The organism is Litorisediminivivens sp. KMU-197 (assembly GCF_056858395.1).
In genome coordinates, this window is sequence record NZ_JBXEQG010000008.1 from 103,168 (window position 1) to 127,411 (window position 24,244).

Below are 24,244 nucleotides of genomic sequence, written 5' to 3' on the forward strand. Positions count from 1 at the left end.
GGAAGGTTTCTTGGGTGGCTTCGGTGACAAGTCCACGGGATCTTGTGTCAACTCCGACCCGCTCAATCGTCGACACTGAAATCGTCGCGGCTCAGCCCGTATCGCTGCATCTTGTCATACAGCGTCTTGCGGCCGATCCCGAGCGATTCGTAGACCTCCTTGATCCGTCCGTCGTGGGCGGCCATGGCCGCCGAGATCAGCGCCTTTTCATAGGTCGCCATCAAATCGGCCAGCGTTTCATCCGGCGACGTATCGACATCCGGCGGTGCCGACAGCCCCAGCACAAAGCGCTCCGCCTCGTTGCGCAGCTCGCGCACATTGCCGGGCCAGTCGCGCGCGGCCAGCGCGGCCAGCAGGTTGCCGGGCACCTCGGGCGGGATCACCTTGTAGCGCGCGCCGGCCTCGGCCACGAGGATGGGAAAGATCCGCGGAATATCGTCGCGTCGCTCGTCGAGCGCGGGAATGCGGATGGTGATCACGTTCAGCCGATAATACAGGTCCGCCCGGAACCGGCCCTGCGCCACGGCGTCTTCCAGATCGGTCTTGGCCAGCGCGATCACCCGGATATCCAGCGGGATGGCGTCGTTCGACCCCAGCCGCGTCACGGTCCGGTTGTGCAGCACATCAAGGAACTTGGCCTGAAGATGCAGCGGCATGCTGTCGATCTCATCAAGGCAGAGGATGCCGCCGCGGGCATGCTCCAGCTTGCCGAACCGGGCGCGGATCGCGCCGGGAAACGCCCCGGCCTCGTGGCCGAACAGCTCGGTTTCCATGGTGGCCTCGGGCAGGGCGGCACAGTTGATATGGACGAAATTGCCCTCCGACCGTTCGCTGATGCGATGGATGGCGCGTGCCGCGACCTCCTTGCCGCTGCCGGTCTCTCCGGTGATCAGCACATCGGCGTCGGTGGCCGCGATCGTGCGGATCTGATCGTGCAGACGTGTCATGGCACGGCTTCGGCCGACCAGCCGCGCCTCGACGATGTCGGACGACCCCACCTGACGGCGCAGGGCACGGTTTTCCAGCGTCAGGCGCCGCGCCTCGAGCGCCCTGCGGACAGAGGCAACCAGACGCGACGGCTCGAACGGTTTTTCAAGGAAATCATAGGCGCCTTCCTTGATGCAGGACACGGCAAGATCAACGTCGCCGTGACCGGTCACCAGTATGATGGGCAGGGTTGAATCGATCTCCAGCACCCGGCGCATGAGCGTGAGACCGTCCATGCCGTGCATCCGGATGTCCGACACGATGATCCCGTCGAAGGACCGGTCGAGCTTTGCCACCACCGCCTCTGCCTCGGCAAAGCAGTCGCAGGCGATGTCGGCCAGCTCGAAGGTCTGCGCGGTGGCATTGCGAAGATGATCCTCGTCGTCGACGAATAGAACCTTGGGGGCCATCACTCAGCGACCAGTCCGACGGGCACATCCGCCTTTTTCAACGTCACGACGAATTCGGCGCCGCCGTCGGCATGATTGGCCGCGCTCAGTGAGCCGCCGAAATCCTTGACGATGTTGAAAGATATCGAAAGCCCCAACCCGATGCCGCTGCCAACCTGCTTGGTCGTGAAAAACGGCTCGAAAATAAGTTCTTCCTCGTTCTCGGGCAAGCCGGTGCCGCAGTCGCGCACGCGCAATTCGACACTGTCCTCATGCTCGCTGGTCGTGATCTCGACAACGCGCCGCGCCTGATCCTGCATCGCGTCGATGGCGTTCGTCAGGACGTTGACAAGCACCTGCTGCAACCGAAGCCGCCCGCCGATGGCCCAGATCTCCGCGTCCGGCCGGTGAAACACGATCTCAGCCGCGTGCCGGCGCGTGTGCGGCTGGACCAGTTCAACCGCCTCGGCGATCACCTCGCTGACCGGGATCGGGCTCAGTTGGTCGCCGGGACGGCGGGCAAAGTTTCGTAGATGCGCCGATATGCGCGCGACGCGGTCGATCATCTTGGAGATGTGCGAAATATTGGCGCCGACCTCGTCATAGCGCTGCCGCTTCAGGTACTGCGTGGCGTTCTCGGCGTAGGATTTGATCCCTGCAAGCGGCTGGTTGATCTCATGCGACAGCGCCGCCGACATCTGGCCCAGGGCCGCCAGCTTGCCGGCCTGGATCAGCTCGGTCTGGGTCTTGCGCAACTGGACCTCGGCTGCCTTGCGCTCCTCGATCTCGCTGCGCAGGCTGGTATTGGCCGCGTCGAGATCGGCGGTCCTCTCGCGCACCATCAGTTCCAGCGTCTTCCTCTGGCTGCGTTCATTTTCGATCCGTTCGGCCACCCGCGCGCGGCGTTGGATAAGCGTCAGCATCGCGAGGGTCAGCACCAATACGATCAGACCCCAGGTCCCCAGCGCGATCAAAGCCTTGATCTGGATCTGCCGCATGGGCTGCAGCACAGTGGCGTGCCACCCCGGCAGGATCAGCGGCGCACTGTCGGACAGAAACCGCCGTCCCGCGCCGGGCTCGCCCAGCAACACCTCGACATGCCGGTCGCCACCCCCGGTGACGGAAAACGACAGGTGCTGCAGGACCGACAGCGGAAACTGGCGCGTTTCCTCGATCTGCTGCCTGATCCCGTCGCCGAGAGGCTCAAGCGCGCGAAGCCGCAGGGTTTCGTCCGTGGACAGGAAGATGACCCCGTTGGGATCGGAAACAAAGATCTCGCGGTCATTGGCCCGCCAGAGGGTTTCGAGCGGATCGACCGGGATCTTCACCGCCAGCACTCCGATCACCTTGATGCCGTCGAGGATGGGCGCCGAAAAGAAGAACCCGCGTTCGCCGGACATCGTGCCCAAGGCATGATACCGCGCGTTCTCGCCCGACGCGGCGCGCTGGAAATAGGGCCTGTAGTCGAAGCTTTCGCCGATGAAGCTCCACTCCTTGCGATAGTTGCTGGCGGCGATTGTCCGGCCTGACAGGTCCATCACATAGACCTCCGAGGCATTGACCGCGAGTGCGAGGTGCCGGAGCTTCTCGTTGATGAACGGCACCAGCCCGGAATTGGACGGATCCTTCAACAACTCGCGGAACTGCCGGTCGCCTGCGATCAGCGCTGGAATGGGATCATACCGGCCGATCGTCTGATTGATGGTGCCGGTGACAAGCCGCAGGTCAACCTTGCCGTCGTCAGTGGCGCGGCTTACGAAAATCGCCTCGACCCGCGCATAGGAGGCCAGGCCGAGTGCAAGGCACAGAACGCAAAGCATCAGGACAATCGCTGTCGCCTTGCGCGCGCTTCCCTGATTGGCGCCGGGCTTCGTCATGGGGCAAGAGCCTATCGCCATTACCCGGAACATGGAAGAAGCTGCAGGCGCGGATGGCAGGTGGGTCGGTTATGGGTCCTCCCATCTGCCACGGTCCGTCACATCGCCAACCAGACGTCGGCGCCATGGTTTTGCGCACAAGCCGGTGCTCGAAAGCGGCGATCCTGTGGTCCGCTCAGGACGCTGTCACCAAGGCGCACACGGTCTACGTGTTTGATCCAACCGCTCTTCGTTTTTTTTTCCACGCAGGGCACGGCACACAAATGCAAGAATTTTCATCCCGATGCCGGGCCCATGAGGGATATAAACATGCGATATATTCAATTTTTTTGGTCGCCGTTGCGGCGACAGTGGTTCTTTCGACTTTTCAATCTGCACAGGCGGACGAGGCTGCGGACACTGAGGCCGTGCGCCAAGCAAACGCAGCGTTCCTCGAAACGGCCGGGACGGGCGATATAGACGCCCTGTCCGAGCTGTGGCGGCAAGAGGACTATGTGCGCGCCATCCATCCTTTCCGCCCGATTGACGAAGGCTGGGACGAGGTGCGCGAGGGTTTCTCAACGCTGTTCGGGATTTTCCCGGAACTGTCTTCCGTGATGGCCGAACCGCACATCCGGGTGGTCGGTGACGTTGCATGGGTTTCGGGCCTCGAGGACTTCATGGGGGTTACGTCCTCGGGCGATGTGATTGAAGTGACACTGCGCACCGGCCGCATCTTCGAGCGGGATGGCGACGGTTGGCTTGTCGTGCATCACCAAGTCTCGCCACCGCCCGACGAGTAGGGGGCGCTTCGCTCAACAGCCGCGCAGCACCCCTTCGCCAGCCACGCGGCCATCACGCCCCGGCTCACTTCGCGCCAGGCCATGTGTCCGACAGACGGAAGCCGCCCGGCCAGGGGTCGTCGGGGTCAAGCATGTGCTGGTGCGTTCCGGTAATCCACGCCTGCCCGGTGATCGCCGGAAGGATCGCAGGCCGGTCGCCGACATTGCTCGTGCCGAGGATCTCGCCCTCGAAACGGGACCCGATCACCGATGTGGCGGCAAAACGGTCGCCGGCCCGCATCTGGCCGGTGGCATGCAGCACCGCCATCCGCGCCGAGACGCCGGTGCCGGTGGGCGACCGGTCGATCTTGCCGGGCTTGATGGCGACGGCATTGCAGGCTTCGGGCACCGGGCCGCTGCGGTCCACCGGCCCGGCGAACTGGCAGAACGAGATGTGGTTCCAGCCTTTGCGCGCCGGGTGGGTGAAGCCCAGTTGCGCGTTGGCCGCATCGGTGATCTGCGCGCCGGTGACGGCCAGGTCGCGGGCTTCATCCGCGGTCAGCGAAAACCCCAGCGCCTGCGCGTCGACGATCACGAAACTGTCGCCGCCGAAGGCGGTGTCGACGGTCAGCGTGCCGACCCCCTCGACCTCGAGCGGCGCCTGAAGCCGGTCGGCGAAGGACGGCAGGTTGTGCACCGTCACGCTGCACACCTTTCCGTCGCGGCATTCGGCGGTCACCCGCACCAGCCCGCCCGGCGCCTCCAGCAGCAGCTCGGTCTCGGGCTCCTGCATCTCGAGGATGCCGGTTTCAAGCAGCACCGTGGTCACGCACATCGCGTTCGATCCCGACATCGGCGGCGTGTCCTCGGGCTCCATGATCAGAAAACCCGCCTGCGCCCGCGGATCCTTTGGCGGGACCAACAGGTTGACGTGCCGAAACACACCGCCGCGCGGTTCGTTCAGCATGAAGGCCCGCAAACGCTGGTCGCGCGCCAGCCAGCTCCGTTGCTCCCACAGGGTTGCGCCCGGCGGCGGCGTGACGCCGCCGGTGATGACATCGCCGACCTCGCCGCCCGCATGGGCCGAGACGGTGTGAATGATACGTTCGCTTCTCATGCTGGCGACATTGCTCCGGATACTCACGCCGCGCAAGATCAGCCCGGACGTAACCCTGTCTCGACCAGCATGCCGCGTCGTTTGGCCTCGTAGTAGTAACCGCGCGCGTACCATTTGATCGCTGCGGTCTCGCTGCCGTTGGCCAGAAGCCATGCCCCGCGCAGGTACTTCACCGCGTATTGCAGATTGGTATCGGCATCCAGCAGGTCCGAGGGCTTGCCGCGGAACCCCATGGTCCGCGCCGTGGCGGGCAGGATCTGCAACAGCCCCCAGTACGGTCCGTTGCGGGCCTTGGGCCGGTGCGTGCTTTCGCGGATCGCCAGCTTGTGCACCAGCGTGCGCGGCACCCTGTAGTGATCCGCCCAGCGGTTGATCTTGGCACGCAACGCCGGCGTCTCGTTGGGAAAGAGCGGCGGGTCATAGGCTGCCGGCTCGGGATGTGCCTCGGGCTGGCGGGCACAGCCGGCCGAAGCGGCAAGCGCGCCGAGGATGACGGCGCGGCGGGTCGGGTTGAACATGAAACGACTCATGGCAGTGAACGTTGGCAGGACCCTAGCGACAGGTCGCGGCCGGCACATCCCGGCGTGTTCCGCTTCGGCGAAAGCTGGCCGAAAGGCTTGATTGTCCCGCCCCCGCACGGCACAGCTGTGCCCATGACACGCACGCTGCTTTCCTTCGGCCACGGCTATTCCGCCCGCGCCCTGACGCGCCTTCTGCTGCCGCTGGGCTGGCGGGTGATCGGCACCACCCGGTCGCGCGACAAGCTGGCCGCGCTCGAAGCCACCGGGGTCGAGGCGCGGCTCTTTCCCGGCGACGACCTCGGCGCCGACATCGCGGCCGCCAGCCACCTGCTGACCTCCGCCGCGCCCACCGCCGAAGGCGACCCGGTGCTGGACGCGCTCGGCCCGCAGATCGCCGCGGCCTCCTTTGACTGGGCGGGCTACCTTTCGACCACCGGCGTCTACGGCGATCATGGCGGCGGCTGGGTCGATGAGACCACGCCGCTCACGCCCTCGACCCGCCGTGGCCAGTGGCGCAAGCAGGCGGAAGAGGCGTGGTCCGCCATTCCGGGACTGCCGCTGCACATCTTCCGGCTTGCGGGCATCTACGGGCCGGGCCGGGGGCCTTTCGCCAAGGTCCGTGCGGGCACCGCGCGACGGATCATCAAGCCGGGACAGGTGTTCAGCCGCATCCATGTCGACGATATCGCGCAGGTCGTGGCCGCCTCCATCGCGCGGCCCAACCCCGGTGCGGTCTACAACCTCTGCGACGATGACCCTGCGCCGCCGCAGGAGGTGATCGCCTTCGCCGCCGAGTTGCTGGGCGTGCCCGTCCCCGAGGCCGTGCCCTTCGAGAAGGCCGAGATGACCCCCATGGCCCGCAGCTTCTATGCCGAAAGCAAACGGGTGCGGAACGACCGCATCAAGGACGAGCTTGGCATCACGCTGAAGTACCCGGATTTCCGCACCACCCTGCGCGCCATGCTGGCAGAGGAACAGGACTCCGCCTGAGCCACCCCGCGCGGAATCAAGGCCGCAGGCCGCCGCGCAATTGCCGACCCTCCCCAACGGGGAGGCAATATGGCAACGAAGTACAACGTGCTGAGCTTCTACGGCAACTGGATGATCAAGTGGCCTTCACAAACGTCGGTTCGCCTCCCCGAGGGCCGGCAATTTCCCGGCTCCGCGCCCAGCCGAACCCCTTGAAACATCCACCGGATCCGCCCCGATCTTTGGCTAGGCTACCCGACGCCCAAGGCGCAGCACCCCCCGTGCGGAATCAAGGCCGAAGGCCGCCGCGCATCGCCGGGCCGCAGCACGCGCACGGCGATATGGCTGATGGACGCCTGAACATCTCAGGGTCTACGGGAAGGCAGGAACCAAGTGGCCTCCACACAAGCCGGATCGCCGCACCACGGCCCGCCGACGCGCGGCCCATCGCTTTACTGAGTCTGACACATCCGCTTGATCCTGCCCGCGATCTCCGGGTCCGCCGCCAGCGTATCCGCTGCCAGCGCGCGGGCCTCGTCGATCAGTGCCTCCGGCTCCACCAGCCGCTCGACCAGCCCGAACCGCAGCGCCTCCTCCGACGAAACCTTCGCCCCGCCCATCAGGATCAGTTTCGCCCGCGCCGGTCCGACCAGCGCCGCCAGCCGCCCCGGATCCGACGGCTGCGGCAGATATCCCAGCTTCATCACCGGATAGAAGAACTTCGCCCCCGGCACCGCGATCCGCAGGTCACAGGCCAGCGCCATGCCGAAGGCCCCGCCCGCCAGCGTCCCGTTCAGCGCCGCGATGGTCAGCCCCGGCAGCGCCGCCAGCGCTCCTGACAGCCGCTCCCACAGGGGCGAGACCGCTAGCCCCGCCTTCGCCGCCTCAAGGTCGGCCCCGGCCGAAAACACCTTGCCGCGCCCGGTCAGCACAAGGGCGCGCGCCGCGCCGGCGCTCTCGGCCACGCGACACAGCTCTTCCAGCATCTCCGGCGTCAGCGAATTGGCCTTGTCGGGCCGGTTCAGGGTCACGACCCAAAGCCCGCCGTCGCGCGAAACCTCGATCATTCCACGAGGCCCAGTTCGCGCCGCCAGTCCGCGTCACGCAATGACAGTTCTTCGCCCAGATGGGCATCGCCCTCCGGACCGGCCATCCACAGCAGCGCCTTGGCGACCCACTCGGGCGGAATGTGATCCTCCCAGTCAAGCTGGCTGACCGGGTTGATGCCGCTGGTCTTGATCTCGCGCTGCATCTGCGTGGCCACTGTGCCCGGTGACAGGCCCATGGCCCGGATGCCATGGTCGCGGCCTTCCTTGTCTGCGCACCGGGTCAGCATTGCCGCCCCGGCCTTCGACGCGCAGTAATGCGACCAGGCCTCCACCGGGCCATGCGCCGCGCCCGACGAAATCGTCAGGATCGACCCGCCGCCCTGCGCCTGCATCACCGGCATCGCCGCGCGCATGCCGTGATAGACACCCTTGAGATTTACGTCGATGGCATGGCTCCAGCCTTCAGGCTCGGACTCCGCCAAAAGCGAGATCGGCTCGATCACCCCGGCGTTGTTGATCAGCACGTCAAGCCGCCCGAAGGTTTCGATGGCAACGCGCACGGCGGCCTCGACCTCCCAGAAACGGCTGACATCGCAGGTCACCGCCAGCGCCCGGTCGGTGCCGAACTCGCCGGCCAGATCGGCGATCCGCTCCTCGCCGCGCGCCAGCAGGACGACCCGGTCGCCGGCCTCGATGAAGGCCCGCGCCGCCGCCTCACCGATGCCCCGGCTCGCGCCGGTGATCATCACGCATCTGCCATCCATAGCCATCGTCCGCACCCTCCGCGAGTTTCCGTTGCGCCCGTTGGTAGCGGCTTGGTTCCGCATCGTCCAGCGCGGTCGAAAGCCGGGCCGCAGGCTCGCCCCCCTTGACCTCACCCTGCCCGCATAAGAAGCTGCCAAGGGTATTCACATGAAAGGCGCATTGGTCATGAAATCTTGTACATCCCTTGCCGGGACGACAGCGATTGCCGTTGTCGTGCTGGCGCAGGCCGCTGCCGCGGACGTGACGCCAGAACAGGTCTGGGCGGACCTGCGCGGCTACATGGAAAGCTACGGCTACACCGTCGAGGCCACGGAAACGATGTCCGGCGATGCGCTGACCGTCAGCGACATCAAGATGACCATGACGATCCCCGAGGAAGACGCCAAGGTCGACATGACCCTGCCGTCGATGACCCTCACCGCCGATGGCGGCGCGGTCGACGTGGCCTGGCCCGAAAGCATGCCTCTGGTCTTCGATGTCACCAGCAAGGAAGGCTCCGTCAAGGCGACCCTGCTTTATGAAGCCACCGATCTGGACATGACGGTGTCGGGCTCGGAGGGCGATACCACCTGGGACTATTCCGCCAGCAAGACCCGGCTGTCGCTGGACGAACTGATCGCCGACGGCGAAACCATCGGGCGTGACGTGACCCGTGGCGAGCTCGTGCTCGACGGCATGACCGGCACCTCTTCGATGCGCACCGCCGAGGTGCGCGACCTTGCGCAGGAGCTGAAGATCGCCAGCCTCACCTACGACATCGCCGCCAGCGACCCTGAAAATTCCGACAACTCGATGCTGCTTACCGGCGGCATGTCCGACATCACCCACAGCGGTTCCGGGAAAATGCCGCTGAAGGTCGATCCCGACGATCCGGCGGCGCTGATGGCGGTGATGAACGTCGACGGCAGCTTCGCCTACGCCAGCGGTTCGTCGCAGTTCAGCTTTACCGACGAAGGCGACACCGTAAATTTCCAGTCGTCTTCCGACAGCGGAACCTTCGGCATCGCGATGACGCCTGAAAAATGGTCCTACGATGTGCTGGTGAAGGGCTACAATGTGCAGATGCAGGGCGGCGACGTGCCGTTCCCGGTGGCGATTCAGGCTGGCGAAATCGGTGGCAACATTACGATCCCGGTGGCCCGCACAGAAGAGCCGGTGGACTTCTCGGCCGGTCTCAACCTGACCGAATTCACCGTCAACGACCTGATCTGGAACATCTTCGATCCCAGCGCCCAGCTGCCGCGCGATCCGGCCACCTTCGTCGTCGATCTCAGCGGCAAGGCCAAGATGTTGTTCGACATCTTCGATCCGGATCAGGCGGCGGCGATGGCGGCGGCCGAGGCGCCCGCCGAACTGCATTCGCTGACCCTCGACAAGCTGATGGTCAGCGCGATTGGCGCGATGCTGAGCGGCTCCGGCGAATTCACCTTCGACAATACCGACATGCAGACCTTCCCCGGCATGCCGCGCCCCGAGGGCAAGGTGAATGCCGAACTGACCGGCGCCAACGCGCTGCTTGACCGGCTGGTCGGCATGGGCTTCGTCCCCGAGGAACAGGCGATGGGCATGCGGATGATGATGGGCATGTTCGCGGTGCCGGCGGGCGACGACAAGCTGACTTCGGAGCTCGAAATCAACGCCGAGGGTCACATCATCGCCAACGGCCAGCGCATCCAGTAGACCCTGACGGGGGGCGCCTTGCCGCGCCCTCCCTACACCATGTCGCCGTCCGTCCGCAGGCGCACAAGGCAGGCAACCGCGGCAGCTCAGGCCGCAAGAAGCTCCGGCCGGGCCTGCGTCGGATCGCGCACCCAATCATAGACCCGCGCCACCTGTCGCGCCTTTGCCGACCAGGTGAACCGCGCATGCACATGCGCCCGCCCGGCCTCGGCCATCGGCTGCAACGCGCCGGGGTCCGCCGCCGCCGCGCGCAGGGCCTCGCGGAAGCCCTTGATGATCGCCGCCCGTGGCCCGAGCGGCACCTTGATGCCGATGTCCGGCGTCACCAGTTCGCCCGGCCCGGCGTAATCCACCACCATCGGCACCAGCCCCAGCGCCATCGCCTCCAGCACTACGCCGCCGCCGAATTCGCGGATCGATGGGAAGCTCAGCAGGTGACACCCGCCCGCCACGTCCGCCACCCGCTCATGCGCCAGCCAGCCGTGAAAGGTCACCGCGGCCTCCAGCCCCTCGTCGGCGACCTGCTGCTTCAATTCGCCCAGCATCGGCCCGTCGCCGATCATCTCAAGCCGCATCGCGCCCGACTGTAGCAGCGGCGCGGCGGCCGATAGCAACATGTCAGGCCCCTTGTAGGGCACCATGCGCCCGATGAAACAGGCCCGGAGCGGCCCGCCCTCCGGCCATGCCCGCGTCACGAAACGGGCCGGATCAATGGCGTTTTCCGGCAGGTGAAACAGCCGGTCGCGAAACGGCTCGGGTATCTCCGACGCGGTGTGTCGCGACCCGGCCAGGATTGCCGCCGCGTTGCGCAAGGTCCGCCGGTGCCCCGGCAGAAGCCGATAGGACGACCGCAGGTAGCTCAGCAGCTCACGCTCCCGCAAGCGCTCGGAATTGAACCCCTCGGGCCAAGGCACCCCGCCGTTCAGCGGCCCCAGCACGAAGGGCACGCCGACGGCGCTGCATTTCGCGGCGATCGGGCTTGCGATCGTCGGGCTGAGCGGCGTGACACGGTGCACAATGTCGAACTGGCGCGCTTCGATTGCCGCGCCGAATGCCTTCCACACCATGCGTTCGAACAGCGGATAGGCCAGCGCGTTCAACGCCTGCAGGGTGGTCCAGCCGCGCCCCTGGCCCAGCCGAAGCGCCTCGCCCAGTTTCCACAGCGGGCGCGACAGCCGCTCGCTATCGATAAAGGTCACCGCGTCGTCCTCGACATACCCGGCCCGCAGAACCGCGTCGCGGTTGCGGATATGGGTCACCAGATGCACGTCCGCGACCTCGCGCAGGGCATGCGCCAGGGACCATCCGACCAGCGGCACCGACACCCATTCGGGATTGGCCGCCTCGGCAATCACCAGCACGCGGGGCAGGGGCATCGCGCTCACTCCATCACCGGTCGCCATTTCAGCGCCCATTTCGCCCGTTTGCGCAACGTGTTCTCCTGCATCCGCAACCTCTCACGCCGCAACGTCTCGGCATATCCCAGCAACGCCCCCGACAGCAGCCACGTCAACGGCGTCAGCGTGGCGTTCGGAACCAGCTCAACCGCATTGACCGCAAGGATCAGCGTCAGCGGCCCGATGAAGGGCGATATCGCCTCGGGCCTGCGCCCCCAGGTCTCGCGCCAGAGCAGGAAGATCGGCAGCACCAGCAGCCCGAATTCCGCAAGGAAGCCGACCCAGCCGTATTGTCCCATGACCAGGATCCAGCGGCCATCCGTGATCGTCTCCAGCGCGCCCGTGACGTCGTTGTAGACAAGGTTCCGGCCCCAACTTCCCCATCCGAACAAGGGTTTCTCGTAGGCCCGCTCCAGCAGCATGTCCTCGTTGTCGAACCGAAACTTCAGCGAATTTGCGCGCTCGGCGTCGATGGTGCTGGCGGCCTGCAGCATTTGCCCGGTGGGGATCATGTCGACCGCCTTCAGCATCGGATAGCCGATGGCCAGCACCGCCAGCAGCGCCGCGATCTTCAGTTGGGCCCGGACACCGAACAGCAGCACCACGGGCAGCAGGAAAGCCCCGAAAAGGATCGCCCCCAGCGACTTGTAGACCACGAGACAAACCCCGAGCCACAGCGTCGCGCCGGCATAAAGCACCTTCCGCCTGCGTTCGAACTTGAGAAGCGCGGCGGCGGAGGTCAGGGCCATCATCCCGAAGAACCCCAACCAGATGCCGTGATAGAGAAACACCGTCGGACGCCAGCCGCCGAAGCGGAAGGTCTGCGCGAACTCGTGCTGGAAGTAGCCGTATATCCAGATGTTGAGCTGCGGCGACAGCCGCACCTCGATCAGCGCCGGGATCGAATAGGCCAGCCCGGCCGACATCAGCACGATCAGCACCAGCCGCTGCGAGGCCGCCTCGACAAGGTACTGCCGCGCAAGCAGGAAGGGCAGGAAGATCAGTGCCTGCGTGATCGGCAGCGCGATCGCGTCCGACACCAGCAGGCCGGGCAGGTGCAGCACGTCGCCCCAGCGGACGTGCTCGGTATTGGTGGCGACGGTGGCGATGGGCGACAGGATGAAGACCAGCATCAACCCCTTCCCGAGGGCCGAATCCGGCAGGATCGACTTGCGCAACCCGTAGATCATCAGTGCCATGACCAGCGCCGTCAGCGCCGGGATCGAATGCTTGGTAAGCGGCGGCAACAGCGGAAAATCAAAGGCGGCGGGCACCGTCGGCAGCAGCAGGAAGGCGCCGACAAGCGACCACAGCAGCGCAGGTGCAAGCGGCAGCCGGCGAAACAGGATCACCGTCACAGCCGGCCACATGGCCAGCACCAGATATGCCAGTGAATTGGGCATTCACGCTTCACTCGTTGCAACGCCGCCAGACTAGCGCCGGATTGCGGCGGATTTCGGGCGGCAGGGGATGGTAGCACCCGGCCCGCGCCTGTCAAAGCCACCTGATCCGCGGGTGTATCGGGCCCCGTCTGTCGCCGGACCCGCCCCGTCGGCCGCATCCGCCTGCTCCGTTTTGCGGGTTGCACTTCCCCGCCGCCTTGGTCAGCCTTGCGCCCGATTGTCCCCAGCCGTCCGAGCCCCCGTGCCCCCACGCCGAAAAATCGCCTACCTCTGCGATCTGCCTCCGCAGGACCCGCTGAACTATTCCGGCGGCAATGCGCGGATCTGTCAGGCATTGCAGGATCACGTCGGCGATGTCACCGTGCTCGACCCCGGCTGGGGTCGGCTCGATCCGCTGCGCCGCGCGATGCAGGCGCTGCCCGAGCGGATCTCGATGCGGGCGCTGTGGCGGGTGCAGCTTGCGCTGGCCCCGCTGATCGCCCCGGCGATCCAACGGCAGCTGATCCGCGGCCGCTATGACGTGCTGTTCGGGGCCTATGCTTTCCATGCGCTGGCCGGGCTGAAACTGCCTCCGGGGCTGTTTTCGGCCTATACCTCGGATGCCACGCCGACGACCTACAAGCGCTCGGACGTGGGCCAGTCGTTCGGCTCCTACCTGCGCCTGTCGCGGCTGGCCGATCCGATGATCCTGCGCGCCGAGCGCCGGGTGTTCCGGCGCATCGACCTGCTGGCCTGGCCGACCGAGTGGCTGAAATCCGGCGCCGACGGGCTCTACGGGCTCGATCCCGCGCGGTCCGTGGTGGTGCCCTGGGGCGCCAACGTGCCCGACCCGCACCCCTCCGACGTTCCCCCCGCGCTCAGCCGGGGCGCACCGCTACGCTTCGTGCTGCTCGGCCGCGACTGGCACGCCAAGGGCGGGCCGCTGGTGCTCGACACCCTGCGCCATCTGCGCGCGCAGGGCATCGATGCAAGGCTCGAAGTCATCGGCACCCGCCCCCCCGAGGCCGCCCCCCATGTCACCGCCCACGGGCTGCTCGACAAGTCCGATCCGGCACAGATGGCCCGGTTCGAGGCGGCGATGCGCCGCGCGCACTTCCTGTTCCAGCCGTCCTTCGAAAGCTACGGTTTCGCCTTCTGCGAGGCTTCGGCCTATGGCCTGCCGGCGCTGTGTCTGCGGATCGGCGGCATCCCGGTGCGCGAAGGCATCAACGGCCACGCCCTGCCTATGGGCGCCGGTCCGGCCGACTTCGCCGCCCGCATCTCCGCCTACCTCGACGGGCCGGGGGACTATGCCGCCCTGCGCCGCAGCGCCCGCCGCGAATACGAAGAGCGGCTGAACTGGGACGCCTGGGGCCGGCGCATCGACGCGCTTCTGACCGCCCGCCGGCGCTGACCTGCGATGGGTGCCCGGCACCCGTCCCGCCGCCGCCCGCGACCGCCCCGGCAAGATTCCCCCTATCGCGAACCCGCGGGACAGATTAGCGTGCCGATGTTGACGCGCGCAAAGAAAGGGCAAGCCGATGAAGATGACCACCGAAGAGGCCTTCGTGAAGGTGCTGCAACGCCACGGGATCGAACATGCCTTCGGCATCATCGGCTCGGCCTTCATGCCCATATCGGATCTGTTCCCCAAGGCCGGCATCCAGTTCTGGGATTGCGCGCACGAAGGCTCGGGCGGGATGATGGCCGACGGCTACACCCGCGCCTCGGGCAAGATGAGCATGATGATCGCCCAGAACGGGCCGGGCATCACCAACTTCGTCACCGCCGTGAAAACCGCCTACTGGAACCACACGCCGCTGCTGCTGGTCACGCCGCAGGCCGCCAACAAGACCATCGGCATGGGCGGCTTTCAGGAGGTGGAGCAGATGAAACTGTTCGAGGACATGGTCGCCTATCAGGAAGAGGTACGCGACCCGTCGCGCATCGCCGAGGTGCTGAACCGGGTGATCCTGCAAGCCCACCGCCGCAGCGCCCCGGCGCAGATCAACGTGCCGCGCGACTACTGGACACAGGTCATCGACATCGACCTGCCCGAGGTGGTGGACCTCGAACCCCCCACTGCCGGCGACGCCGCGATGACCGAGGCCGCCAAGCTGCTGTCGGGCGCTAGGTTCCCGGTGATCCTCAATGGCGCGGGCGTGGTGCTGGCGGGGGCGATCGACGACTCGATGCAACTGGCCGAACGGCTCTCGGCCCCGGTCTGCGTCGGCTACCAGCACAACGACGCCTTCCCCGGCTCGCACCCGCTGTTCGCCGGACCGCTGGGCTACAACGGCTCGAAGGCGGCGATGGAACTGATCTCGCGCGCCGACGTGGTGCTCTGCCTCGGCACCCGCCTGAACCCGTTTTCGACGCTGCCCGGCTACGGCATCGACTACTGGCCCAAGGACGCCAGGATCATCCAGGTCGATCTGAACCCCGACCGCATCGGGCTGACCAAGAAGGTCTCGGTCGGCATCGTCGGCGATGCGAAACAGGTTGCGCAGGGCATCCTCGCCCGGCTGTCGGACGACGCCGGCGACACCGACCGCAAGGACCGCGAAAACCTGATCATCCAGACCAAGTCGGCCTGGGCGCAGCAACTGGCCAGCATGGACCACGAAGAGGACGACCCCGGCACCTCGTGGAACGAACGCGCCCGCGATGCCAAGCCCGACTGGATGAGCCCCCGCATGGCGTGGCGCGCGATCCAGCAGGCGCTGCCGCGCGATGCCATCATCTCGTCGGACATCGGCAACAACTGCGCCATCGGCAACGCCTATCCCAGCTTCGAACGCGGCCGGAAGTACCTTGCCCCCGGCCTGTTCGGACCCTGCGGCTATGGCCTGCCCGCGATCATCGGCGCCAAGATCGGCTGCCCCGACACGCCGGTGGTGGGCTTCGCCGGCGATGGCGCCTTCGGCATCGCGGTGACGGAACTCACCGCCATCGGACGCTCCGAATGGCCGCCGATCACCATGGTCGTCTTCCGCAACTATCAATGGGGCGCCGAAAAGCGCAATTCGACCCTCTGGTACGACGACAACTTCGTCGGCACCGAACTGGACGACGATGTCAGCTATGCCGCCATCGCCCGCGCTTGCGGGCTGGAGGGCGTGCAGGCCCGCACCATGCAAGAGACGACCGAGGCCCTGAACAAGGCGATCACCGATCAGATGGAGAACGGGAAGACCACCCTGATCGAGGCGCTCATCAATCAGGAACTGGGCGAGCCGTTCCGCCGCGACGCGATGAAGAAACCGGTGGCGGTGGCGGGCATCGACGCTTCGGACATGCGCAAGCAGCGCCCCCGCGTATGATGGGCGCGCATTGAAAGGGAGGACACCATGAGCCATTTCCTGATTCACATCCACAGCGGCCCGCAACATGCCAACAAGGCGACGCTGGGCTGCACCGTGGCGCTGGCAGCGGCCAAGGAAGGCCACGAGACCACGATCTTCTTCGCCGGCGACGGGGTGCACCTGCTTTCGCCGGATCATGCCGGGACCGAAGGGCAGGGCACCGGGGTGATCTCGGATCTGCTGCCCGCGCTGAAGGAGGCCGGCGTCAGGTTCTACCTGTCCGGCAAATCCGCCAAGGCGCGCGGCTACGACGACGGCCTGCTCGACGGTCACCCGGCCGAGTTTGCCATGCCGCCCAGGCTTCTGGCGCTGGCCGGGGCCGCCGACACCGTGCTCTGCTATTGAACGCGCGGAAAAATCCGTCGACGGATCTTGCAAAATTCATCGATGAAATTTCTTACCGCAACCCGACGGTCACTGCCGTCGCGGCAACGATATCTGCCACCGACGCCCCCCGGCTGAGGTCACAGACCGGGCGCCGGAAGCCCTGCAGGAAAGGCCCGACCGCCTGCGCCCCGCCCAGTTCCTGCGCCAGCTTGTAGGCGATGTTGCCCGCGTCAAGGGAAGGAAAGATCAGCACATTGGCATCCACCGCGCCCATGCCCTTCTTCGCCGCGATGCCCGCGTTGAGCGCCGCATCCGCCTGTACCGGCCCCGCGTATCCCGTGGCCTCGGCGGCGCCGCGGACCGCATCGACGCTGACGCCCGTGCCGCTCGATCCGGTCGAATACGACAACAGCGCCACCCGCGCCTCGCCCAGCAGCGCCGCGCCGGACGCCGCCGAGGCCCTCGCGATCGCCGCGAGCCCCTCCGCGTCCGGTGCCACATTGACCGCGCAATCGGCAAAGATCATCTCGCGTCCATCCGGAAACAGCATCAGGAAGAAGGACGACGGCAGCGCCACGCCCGGGGCCAGCCCGATCGCCAGCCCCGCCGCCTCGATCACCTTCGACGTCGGGCTGTCGGCGCCGGCCACCATCGCACAGGCCTCGCCCGCCGCCACCATCGCCGCCGCGCGGATCAGGGGCCGCGTCAGCATCCGCCGCGCGATCCCCTCCTTCATGCCCCGCGCCGCGATCAGCGCCGCCACCTGCGCCGCGCTGACCGGTCCCAGCGGCACCGGCTCGGCCAGCCCGTCGGCGCGCAGCCGGGTGCAGGCTTCCGCCACCCGCGGATCGTCGATCTCGGGAAAGACCACCCGCGCCTGGCGCGCCCGCGCCGCCTCGAAAATCCGCTCCAGAACCGCCATGCCGCGCCCCTCCTGCCTGAAAGGAAACCATGATGAGTGACGACGTGAAGATCAACCGGGGCCTCAAGGGCATCTACTTCGAACGCTCCGGCGTCAGTCACATCGATGGGGCCAAGGGTGACCTGCTCTACCGCGGCTATTCGATCCACGATCTGGCCCAGCAGTCCACCTTCGAAGAGGTTTGCTACCTGCTGATTCACGGCGAATTGCCCTCTGCGACGCAACTGTCGGACTTCGATACCGCGCTGAAAGCCGGACGTAACTTGCCCGGCGCGGTGCATGACATCATCCGCGCCACCGCCCATGGCCACCCGATGGACGTGCTGCGCACCGCCGTGTCGGCCCTCGCCGCGCTGGAGCCGGACAGCCAGCAGACCGGCGAAGAGGCCTTCCTGCGCAATGGCATCCGCCTGACCGCGCAACTGCCGATGATCGTCGCGGCGCACGAAGCGATCCGCAATGGCCGCAAACCCGTCGATCCCGACCCGTCGCTGTCACATGCCGCAAATTGGCTGTGGATGTTGAAGGCCGAGGCCCCCTCCGACGAAGCCGCGCGGCTGGCCGATGTCGATTTCATCCTGCACGCAGAACACGGCGCCAATGCCTCCAGCTTCGCCGCCCGCGTCGCCGTCGGCACCGAGGCCAACCTGCACGGCGCCATTGTCTCGGCCCTCTCGACGCTGGCTGGCCCCGCGCACGGCGGCGCCGCCGAGGACGTGATGAAGATGGTGCACGAGATCGGCAGCCCGGAAAACGCCGCCTCCTACGTCAAGGCCAAGCGCGCCAACCGCGAGGCCGTCACCGGCTTCGGCCACCGCGTCTACCGCGCCGAGGATCCGCGCGCCCGCCACATGCGCGAAGGCGTCCGCCGGCTGGGCGAGGAGAAGGGTGCGCCAGAGTGGTACGCGATCCTGCAGGCGGTGGTCGAGGCGATGAAGCCCTACGCCCGCCACGGGTTGAACGTGAACGTCGATTTCTATTCAGGCGTGATCTACCAGCTGCACCAGATCCCGATGGACCTCTATGTGCCGATCTTCGCCATCGGCCGCATGCCCGGCTGGGTGGTGCAATGCCTCGAACAGCAGCGCAGCAACATCCTGATCCGGCCGTTGACTCTGTACAATGGGCCGGAGGCGCGGGGGTATGTGCCGATGGTGGAGCGAGAATAGGCCTCAGCTCAATCGTCACACCCAGCGGGTTAACAGCGGCAAAGCCGCTCCGCATCGCCGGGCCGCCCCACGGCACGGCGATATCGCTGATGGACGTTTGAACCCCAAAGGGTCTACGACAATTGCACGATCAAGTGGCCTGCACCGATGTAGATCGCCGTACCTCGGCCCGGCCACGCGCGACTTGTCCTGCAAAGGAACCGTCGGGGGTGGTGGGTGAAATCACCCACCCTACCGGATGTCTGCTGGCCTCAGCTCAAAGCCAAAACCTGTCACTTCCCGCCGAACCACTTGTTGATCTTCCGCCCGGTCCCCTTCACCGACTCCGATGCATCCGCAATGCCCTCGCCCACGTCCTCCAGCACCGGGTCGATCCGCCGCGCCCGGAACCGCCGCCAGCGCACCCAGATCGCCCAGAACACCAGCGCCGCGATGACAAGGATCACGATGTTCAGCCACGGGATGATCGTCGCATCCGGCCCGTCGACCCGCTTGATGTCCACAGCGTTGGGATAGATCGACAGGAATTCGTTACGCCAGCCATAGTGCCGCACGGCCACCCACTTCGGCGCCTCCGAGGTGGACTTCAGGTCCGCCGCCTCGGCCTGCAGGTTGGAGGTGTCGAACTTGAAATACGGCGGCCAGCCCCAGCCGGTATCCTCATTGCGGTAGACCATCACCCGGCCGTTCGACCGCACCGCCTGGATGAAGAACACGTCGCGGTTGACGACGCCGGTGGCGTTGCCGCTGTCCGGGCTCGACCAGAAGATCGAGTTCTCGCCGAAATCCACCCGCTTTTCATAGGTGTCGGTGATCCGCGCGATATCGTGCTGCGGCAGGGTGTAATGAAGGAAAGCCGCCACCAGCGCCCAGAAGGTCAGGATGAACAGCCATTTGAAGTAACGCATGTGCGGAATCCCGTGGTTTTGCCGTTTATGTAATGCGTCGCAGCCGGGATGGAAACAGACCGGACCGGCGCTAATGGAAGTTGGTCAGGTAAATGATCGCCGCCACCAGCGTGATCGGCACGATGTAGACGCCAAGGATCAGCTTGCGCCGCAGCGAGCCGTCGTATTCGGTCAGCCCGCGTTCGATGAAAGCGTCGCGGTCGCCCTCCATCCCCTCGCGGTCCCACTCGGCCTCAAGCTTGTCGCGGCGGACTGCGCGGGAATAGAGCGACAGGCAGACGTAGACCACCGTCAGCACCACCATCGCGATGGCAAACAGCTTGAGGAATCCCAGCATTCAGCGCCCCCTGACCGCGCCCCATGGCCCGACCCGCGGGATCATGTCCTCCGGCGGGCTGGCCTCCATCGGCGCCTCGTGCCCGAAGAGTGCGGCACGCGCGCCCGCCTTGTCCACCTGATATTCGCGGCTCAGGAAGTCGACGACATAGCCGCGCTTGGTATCCGACCAGTCGCGGTAGAGCCGGTAGAACAGCGGTTTGTGGCAGATGAAAAGCTGCCGGATGTCGCGCGGGGCCAGTTCCGCCAGCAGCATGTTGACGAGATCGCGGTCAGGCGTGTCCGCCGCCCGAAGCGACAGGAAATAGGCCGGATGCTCCGAGGTGATCCGCGGCCAGTCGCCGTTGCCCTCGGCCCATTGCACCAGCCGGTTGAGCCCGTGCCAGGCTTCGGGCAGTTCCCGCACATGCCGCCGCGCCAGCCTGCGGATGTCGCGCCGCGTCGCGCCCTTCAGGTCGATGCCCGCCTCCTGCGCCGCGTCGACCACGATGAAATCCATCTTCTGGCGCAGGATCGCCGCCGCATCTATGCCGCGCGCCTTGACGATCGGTTCGACCAGCCCGTTGCGTTCAAGGAAGATCGCGATGTGGTTGATCTCGGTCAGGTCGTAGACATGGCTGACCGGCAGCCCCCCGAGCGGCGCCTTGTCGCCGGCGGTGATCATCGCCGTCGTGCCGGTGTCGCGGAACACGTAGCAGCCGCCGAAATGGCTAGTCCAGAAGTTGCCCTGCTCCGCCTCCACCGGCGCCAGCAGCACCGGGTTGCGCAGGATGTCGCCTGTCTGTTTCGCACAGCCGATCATCCTGGCGATCAGCACGTCGTCGAACCAGGCGTCCTCGCGCGTCTTGAATTCGTCCACCATCCCCGCCAGCGCCTGCGCGTCCTTCAGCGTGCCGCCCGCCGTGTCCGCCTCGACCGTGATCCTGCGGATGTCGAACAGCCGCACCGGGTCGGACACGTCGAACACCGAGTTCACCAACTCGCCCGTCACCGCGTCCTTCGCAGTCAGCGCGAAAAGCTGCGCCTCGTTGGTGTCGATGAACCTTCGCAGGATCGCCCGGCTGGTCGAGAAGGTGGCATCCAGTAGCGGCGCGGTCTTCTGCTCGGTGGTGAGCAGGATGAACTGTCGGTTGACGCCGTTGTGGTTGAGATAGAGCGGGTCGTCCAACTCGTCGCCCACCTCGGGGGAGAAGCCGGAGATGTCGACGTGGAACTCGGTAAGTTTGGTGGTCTGGCCGGTCAGGTGGGCGAGGGCACGGTTGTAGCGGTCGACCAGCGCGGGAGAGTCCACCCGGATCAGGTTGCCGAACATGAGGCCGGATTGGATGAGGCGGTTCATAGCTAGATGCCCTCGAACCAGCCGCCGTCAATCGTGACGCTCTCGATCATCTCCGTCTTGACACCGAGCATGTTCTCTTTGAGCAGCTCGCAAAGGCGCTGCCCGTCAATTAAGTCTATCGCCGTCGCGCCATCTCGTGTCGCTTCATCAGACGCTTGTGCAGTAAACGTTCCGGTCGTGATAAAGAGGCCCTTGTCGGCTCGACCCATCATAGCTCCACGGAAATCTCTTATCTCAGATGCACCAACACTGCCCTTCCAGCGTTTGCACTGAAAGAAAACTTGGAAAGATACTAAGTTGACGCGGAGTACCCCCACTCCGTCGATGCCACCGTCACCCGACTTGCCGCGAACTTCGACTTTGGTGAAACCCGCTTCTCGGAGTAATCGCTGCGCCAATCTCTCAAATGCAGCCGGATCCATTGCTCGTAGGACCTCTAAGAGTTTGCTTCTCCAATCCTCCACGCCGGGTGAGCTATCAGAGTCATTTCCAATCCGAAGCTCGATTTGTCGGGGCTTTACAGCGCTTCCAGAAACTTTGGCTTTAAGGCGCTTCTCTTTGGCGCGGGCCCGGTCTTCTTCATTGACCTTCTCGTATATCCTCCTCGTCTGCTCGTACGTCTCGACGCGGCTGCCTTCTTCTGTTAAAGCCCAAATACCACGAGATGAATTTTCTAATGCATCTCCGCGTTTCAAAAACGTACGCGCCCATGCGAGGTAGTAATTCAATCGAGGTTGATTGCTGTTCACGCCTGACATCATATGGGCTTGTTCTTCCTCGGTAACTCCTTCAAGTTCAGCAACTTTCTCATCGAGTTCCTGAATTGTCGCAGAGCCTCCGATCTCCTTAAGCGCAATGACAGTTGCAAGCATCATGCCTGGCATATCTGGGAAGCCTTCGGCATCAATTACAAATCGTCTCTCAATCATTAAGCGCCCCATTGTAGCATCGATCGCCGTGTAGCTCAGACCATGAAAAGCACTGAGCTGCCTCGCTTAAGTAACTCACGCCCCGGATCAAGTCCGGGACTGCGGTGCGCGCGCATCACCCCTTGCCCTCCAAATACCGTCTCTTCGCCTCTTCCTGCCGCCCATACTCCCGCACCATCGCCTCGATCGCCACCTCATCCGACTTGTCCGCGTACCTGAACTCCGAATCCGCGTAGCGGTTGATCTCCTGCAAGACCATCTCCGTCGTGATCGGCACCCGCAGTTGGGCAATCATCGCCATCTTCTCGTCATACCGCCGGTGCAGGAACACCGCCGGATCCTCCATCCATTCGTCCGGCAGTTCGAAGTCCATCGCCCGCACCTTCACCGCGTCGGTGATGTTCTTGATCGCGCGGCCCGTGAAGCGCTCATCGGCCTGCTGGATCGCCTTCAGGTAGGTGCCCATCTTCGCTACGGTGTCCAACGCGCCCAGTTCCGCATGAACCCGGTCGAACACCCGCAAAAGCCCCTCTTCCTGCGGCCGTCCATGCGCCGCGAACGAGGCCGCCACCGCGCGCTTGATCTCCTGCGCGGCAAAGACCTCGTGATCGCCCAGCGGGATGTCGTGGTTCTTGCCCATCAGCAGGTGCAGGATGTCGATGTAATCCTCGCGCGTCTGCGGCCCGTCGACCAGAAACCGGGCACCGGCCCGCTGCCGCAGCGCGTCGTCCACATTCTCGGGGTAATTCGAGAACATGCCGAAAGTGCAGTTCCCCCGCACCACCGTATTAGCCCCGGCGAAGCTTTCCATCAGCACGGCGGTGATCTCAAGCTGGCCCGCCGAGGACTGCCGGTCGCCGCGCTTGCCGGCCAGCTGGTCGATATCGTCAATGGTGCCGAAGCCGATCACGTTCGGGTCGATGATGGTGTTGATGAAGGCTTTGGCGTTCTGGCCCGACTTGCCCTGATAGCTGTCGATATTGTCGGTGCTGAGGTTCTGATAGCGAAAAGGATACTCCGCGACCTTGCAATAGTCGTTGAGCAGCCCGGCCATCATCTGGATCAGCGTGGTCTTGCCGGTGCCGGGCTTGCCGTCGCCCATGAAGGTGAAGATGAAGCCGCCCAGCTCAGCAAACGGGTTCAGCTTGCGCTCGAAGTCATAGGCCATGAGCATCTTGGCCAGCCTCAAAGCCTGGTACTTGGCGATATGGTTGCCCACGACCTCGTGCGGCTTCTTGAAGGTCATGGTGAGCGTCGTGGACCTCGCCTTGGCGGCTGGGGTGAAGCCCCGGATGGTCAGGTCATCCGCCTCCACGTGCCAGACCGCCCCGGTGAAGGCCGCCAGCCGGGGAGCGGTCTGCGCGCGCAGGGCCACCTTCTCCATCACCTGCTCCGCGAACCCGGTGAGGCAGGCGATCAGATGCGCGTCGTCGGGGGCATGGGCGTCGATATCCTGCTCCAGTTCCCACAGGAGCCCGTGCAACGCGACCTGCGCATTGTCGGTCAGCAGTTCCTCGACCTCGCCGGCTTCGACGGTGATCTCCGTGCCGTGCGGCGACAACAGGTAGGCCAGCGCATTGGCCCAGGTGTGGGCGGTCACCAGCGCCTCGCCGGTCAGCAGTTCCTGAAACTCGGTCCTGCGGTTGGCGGGCAGCGCGTTCGCCAGGTTGGCGCGCTTCAGGTCGGCCAGCCCGGTGGCCTCGGCATAGGTCTCCGCCACCGCCTGCGCCACCGCGATGGCGCGGCGCAGCGCGTGCAGCGCCGTGGCCTGCAAGGGCGTGGTCAGCGCGCCCTCCGCATCCGCCGCCTCTATCGTCTCGCGCAGATGCACGCCGTGTTTCGCAACGCTCCGCCGGGTGGCAAGCCCCGGCGTGGTCGACCGGAACCGCGACCGGCGCGGGATGCCGGGCGACCGCTCCGGCACTTCGGGGGCAGCCGCCCGCGCGATCCGCGGCGTGTGGTCAAAGCCGGTCAGCAGGGCGGTCGCGGCAGGGTAGTGCTTGCGGATGTCCTCTTCGCGAAGCTCCATCTGGTCGGCGGTCTGGCTCATGCGGC

Annotated in this window: 21 protein-coding genes; 7 read left to right on the plus strand and 14 right to left on the minus strand. The window is 65.7% G+C overall.

Going from position 1 to position 24,244, the window contains the following annotated elements:
• Positions 1–62 precede the first annotated feature (62 nt).
• Positions 63–1,397, minus strand: a complete 1,335-nt coding sequence (locus AC04PT_RS16130) for a sigma-54-dependent transcriptional regulator (protein WP_482874753.1) — start codon at positions 1,395–1,397, stop codon at positions 63–65.
• Positions 1,397–3,253 (minus strand): sensor histidine kinase, encoded by a 1,857-nt coding sequence (locus tag AC04PT_RS16135; RefSeq protein ID WP_482874754.1) that lies wholly within the window; start codon positions 3,251–3,253, stop codon positions 1,397–1,399. The genes AC04PT_RS16130 and AC04PT_RS16135 overlap by 1 nt, the downstream gene beginning before the upstream one ends.
• A gap of 407 nt (positions 3,254–3,660) precedes the next feature.
• Here AC04PT_RS16135 and AC04PT_RS16140 point away from each other — a divergent pair, with 407 nt between their 5' ends.
• Positions 3,661–4,035 carry a YybH family protein gene (locus AC04PT_RS16140; protein WP_482874755.1) on the plus strand — a complete coding sequence of 125 codons (375 nt, stop codon included), beginning with the start codon at positions 3,661–3,663 and terminating at the stop codon, positions 4,033–4,035.
• 64 nt (positions 4,036–4,099) lie between these two features.
• Here the strand turns inward: AC04PT_RS16140 and AC04PT_RS16145 are convergent, their stop codons facing one another.
• Together AC04PT_RS16145 and AC04PT_RS16150 are read right to left on the minus strand one after the other, a co-directional pair.
• Positions 4,100–5,131 carry a trans-3-hydroxy-L-proline dehydratase gene (locus AC04PT_RS16145; RefSeq protein WP_482874756.1) on the minus strand — a complete coding sequence of 344 codons (1,032 nt, stop codon included), beginning with the start codon at positions 5,129–5,131 and terminating at the stop codon, positions 4,100–4,102.
• A 38-nt stretch (positions 5,132–5,169) separates the two neighbouring features.
• Complete coding sequence (locus AC04PT_RS16150; RefSeq protein ID WP_482874773.1) at positions 5,170–5,649, minus strand: transglycosylase SLT domain-containing protein; 480 nt, start codon at positions 5,647–5,649, stop codon at positions 5,170–5,172.
• 135 nt (positions 5,650–5,784) lie between these two features.
• Between AC04PT_RS16150 and AC04PT_RS16155 the strand changes: the two genes are divergently transcribed.
• Positions 5,785–6,642: an SDR family oxidoreductase gene (locus AC04PT_RS16155; protein ID WP_482874757.1), complete on the plus strand. Its 858-nt coding sequence runs from the start codon at positions 5,785–5,787 to the stop codon at positions 6,640–6,642.
• Between the two features lie 431 nt (positions 6,643–7,073).
• On the opposite strand, the gene AC04PT_RS16160 is transcribed toward AC04PT_RS16155, so the two are convergent.
• Positions 7,074–7,688 (minus strand): enoyl-CoA hydratase/isomerase family protein, encoded by a 615-nt coding sequence (locus tag AC04PT_RS16160; RefSeq protein WP_482874758.1) that lies wholly within the window; start codon positions 7,686–7,688, stop codon positions 7,074–7,076.
• A complete protein-coding gene (locus tag AC04PT_RS16165; protein WP_482874759.1) occupies positions 7,685–8,440 on the minus strand; it encodes an SDR family oxidoreductase in 756 nt (251 codons plus the stop codon). Before AC04PT_RS16165 ends, AC04PT_RS16160 begins: the two co-directional genes overlap by 4 nt.
• A gap of 160 nt (positions 8,441–8,600) precedes the next feature.
• On the opposite strand from AC04PT_RS16165, the gene AC04PT_RS16170 reads away from it, so the two are divergent.
• Positions 8,601–10,115 carry a DUF2125 domain-containing protein gene (locus tag AC04PT_RS16170; protein WP_482874760.1) on the plus strand — a complete coding sequence of 505 codons (1,515 nt, stop codon included), beginning with the start codon at positions 8,601–8,603 and terminating at the stop codon, positions 10,113–10,115.
• 86 nt (positions 10,116–10,201) lie between these two features.
• Here AC04PT_RS16170 and AC04PT_RS16175 read toward each other — a convergent pair whose 3' ends face one another.
• Entirely contained in the window at positions 10,202–11,491 is a 1,290-nt protein-coding gene (locus AC04PT_RS16175) for a glycosyltransferase family 4 protein (RefSeq protein WP_482874761.1), read from the minus strand.
• Positions 11,492–11,496: 5 nt separating this feature from the next.
• Positions 11,497–12,915, minus strand: a complete 1,419-nt coding sequence (locus AC04PT_RS16180; protein WP_482874762.1) for a hypothetical protein — start codon at positions 12,913–12,915, stop codon at positions 11,497–11,499.
• Positions 12,916–13,156: 241 nt separating this feature from the next.
• Here AC04PT_RS16180 and AC04PT_RS16185 point away from each other — a divergent pair, with 241 nt between their 5' ends.
• The 3 genes from AC04PT_RS16185 (at position 13,157) to AC04PT_RS16195 (ending at position 16,604) form a co-directional block, all read left to right on the plus strand.
• Complete coding sequence (locus tag AC04PT_RS16185) at positions 13,157–14,308, plus strand: glycosyltransferase family 4 protein (RefSeq protein WP_482874763.1); 1,152 nt, start codon at positions 13,157–13,159, stop codon at positions 14,306–14,308.
• Positions 14,309–14,435: 127 nt separating this feature from the next.
• The gene (gene xsc, locus AC04PT_RS16190) at positions 14,436–16,217 is read left to right on the plus strand and encodes a sulfoacetaldehyde acetyltransferase (RefSeq protein WP_482874764.1); all 1,782 of its coding nucleotides are present in this window, start codon (positions 14,436–14,438) and stop codon (positions 16,215–16,217) included.
• A 27-nt stretch (positions 16,218–16,244) separates the two neighbouring features.
• Complete coding sequence (locus AC04PT_RS16195; RefSeq protein WP_482874765.1) at positions 16,245–16,604, plus strand: DsrE family protein; 360 nt, start codon at positions 16,245–16,247, stop codon at positions 16,602–16,604.
• Positions 16,605–16,656: 52 nt separating this feature from the next.
• Here AC04PT_RS16195 and AC04PT_RS16200 read toward each other — a convergent pair whose 3' ends face one another.
• Positions 16,657–17,508 (minus strand): phosphate acyltransferase, encoded by an 852-nt coding sequence (locus AC04PT_RS16200; RefSeq protein WP_482874766.1) that lies wholly within the window; start codon positions 17,506–17,508, stop codon positions 16,657–16,659.
• A gap of 32 nt (positions 17,509–17,540) precedes the next feature.
• Here AC04PT_RS16200 and AC04PT_RS16205 point away from each other — a divergent pair, with 32 nt between their 5' ends.
• Complete coding sequence (locus tag AC04PT_RS16205) at positions 17,541–18,677, plus strand: citrate/2-methylcitrate synthase (RefSeq protein WP_482874767.1); 1,137 nt, start codon at positions 17,541–17,543, stop codon at positions 18,675–18,677.
• Positions 18,678–18,949: 272 nt separating this feature from the next.
• On the opposite strand, the gene AC04PT_RS16210 is transcribed toward AC04PT_RS16205, so the two are convergent.
• The 5 genes from AC04PT_RS16210 to AC04PT_RS16230 form a co-directional block, all read right to left on the minus strand.
• Positions 18,950–19,585 (minus strand): DUF1523 family protein, encoded by a 636-nt coding sequence (locus AC04PT_RS16210; protein ID WP_482874768.1) that lies wholly within the window; start codon positions 19,583–19,585, stop codon positions 18,950–18,952.
• A gap of 70 nt (positions 19,586–19,655) precedes the next feature.
• Positions 19,656–19,922, minus strand: coding sequence for a hypothetical protein (locus AC04PT_RS16215; protein WP_482874769.1), 267 nt, complete (start codon positions 19,920–19,922; stop codon positions 19,656–19,658).
• Complete coding sequence (locus tag AC04PT_RS16220) at positions 19,923–21,260, minus strand: DUF6638 family protein (protein WP_482874770.1); 1,338 nt, start codon at positions 21,258–21,260, stop codon at positions 19,923–19,925.
• Positions 21,261–21,262: 2 nt separating this feature from the next.
• Positions 21,263–22,189 (minus strand): restriction endonuclease, encoded by a 927-nt coding sequence (locus AC04PT_RS16225; protein ID WP_482874771.1) that lies wholly within the window; start codon positions 22,187–22,189, stop codon positions 21,263–21,265.
• A 115-nt stretch (positions 22,190–22,304) separates the two neighbouring features.
• A complete protein-coding gene (locus AC04PT_RS16230) occupies positions 22,305–24,239 on the minus strand; it encodes an AAA family ATPase (RefSeq protein WP_482874774.1) in 1,935 nt (644 codons plus the stop codon).
• Positions 24,240–24,244: the final 5 nt, after the last annotated feature.

Excerpts from the sequence above, each read along its gene's own strand:
- AC04PT_RS16130 (WP_482874753.1), bottom strand. The coding sequence starts at position 1,397 with ATGGCCCCCAAGGTTCTATTCGTCGACGACGAGGATCATCTTCGCAAT.
- AC04PT_RS16135 (WP_482874754.1), bottom strand. The coding sequence starts at position 3,253 with ATGACGAAGCCCGGCGCCAATCAGGGAAGCGCGCGCAAGGCGACAGCG.
- AC04PT_RS16145 (WP_482874756.1), bottom strand. The coding sequence starts at position 5,131 with ATGAGAAGCGAACGTATCATTCACACCGTCTCGGCCCATGCGGGCGGC.
- AC04PT_RS16150 (WP_482874773.1), bottom strand. The coding sequence starts at position 5,649 with ATGTTCAACCCGACCCGCCGCGCCGTCATCCTCGGCGCGCTTGCCGCT.
- AC04PT_RS16155 (WP_482874757.1), top strand. The coding sequence starts at position 5,785 with ATGACACGCACGCTGCTTTCCTTCGGCCACGGCTATTCCGCCCGCGCC.
- AC04PT_RS16160 (WP_482874758.1), bottom strand. The coding sequence starts at position 7,688 with ATGATCGAGGTTTCGCGCGACGGCGGGCTTTGGGTCGTGACCCTGAAC.
- AC04PT_RS16165 (WP_482874759.1), bottom strand. The coding sequence starts at position 8,440 with ATGGCTATGGATGGCAGATGCGTGATGATCACCGGCGCGAGCCGGGGC.
- AC04PT_RS16170 (WP_482874760.1), top strand. The coding sequence starts at position 8,601 with ATGAAATCTTGTACATCCCTTGCCGGGACGACAGCGATTGCCGTTGTC.
- AC04PT_RS16175 (WP_482874761.1), bottom strand. The coding sequence starts at position 11,491 with ATGCCCCTGCCCCGCGTGCTGGTGATTGCCGAGGCGGCCAATCCCGAA.
- AC04PT_RS16180 (WP_482874762.1), bottom strand. The coding sequence starts at position 12,915 with ATGCCCAATTCACTGGCATATCTGGTGCTGGCCATGTGGCCGGCTGTG.
- xsc (WP_482874764.1), top strand. The coding sequence starts at position 14,436 with ATGAAGATGACCACCGAAGAGGCCTTCGTGAAGGTGCTGCAACGCCAC.
- AC04PT_RS16195 (WP_482874765.1), top strand. The coding sequence starts at position 16,245 with ATGAGCCATTTCCTGATTCACATCCACAGCGGCCCGCAACATGCCAAC.
- AC04PT_RS16200 (WP_482874766.1), bottom strand. The coding sequence starts at position 17,508 with ATGGCGGTTCTGGAGCGGATTTTCGAGGCGGCGCGGGCGCGCCAGGCG.
- AC04PT_RS16205 (WP_482874767.1), top strand. The coding sequence starts at position 17,541 with ATGAGTGACGACGTGAAGATCAACCGGGGCCTCAAGGGCATCTACTTC.
- AC04PT_RS16210 (WP_482874768.1), bottom strand. The coding sequence starts at position 19,585 with ATGCGTTACTTCAAATGGCTGTTCATCCTGACCTTCTGGGCGCTGGTG.
- AC04PT_RS16215 (WP_482874769.1), bottom strand. The coding sequence starts at position 19,922 with ATGCTGGGATTCCTCAAGCTGTTTGCCATCGCGATGGTGGTGCTGACG.
- AC04PT_RS16220 (WP_482874770.1), bottom strand. The coding sequence starts at position 21,260 with ATGAACCGCCTCATCCAATCCGGCCTCATGTTCGGCAACCTGATCCGG.
- AC04PT_RS16225 (WP_482874771.1), bottom strand. The coding sequence starts at position 22,189 with ATGATTGAGAGACGATTTGTAATTGATGCCGAAGGCTTCCCAGATATG.
- AC04PT_RS16230 (WP_482874774.1), bottom strand. The coding sequence starts at position 24,239 with ATGAGCCAGACCGCCGACCAGATGGAGCTTCGCGAAGAGGACATCCGC.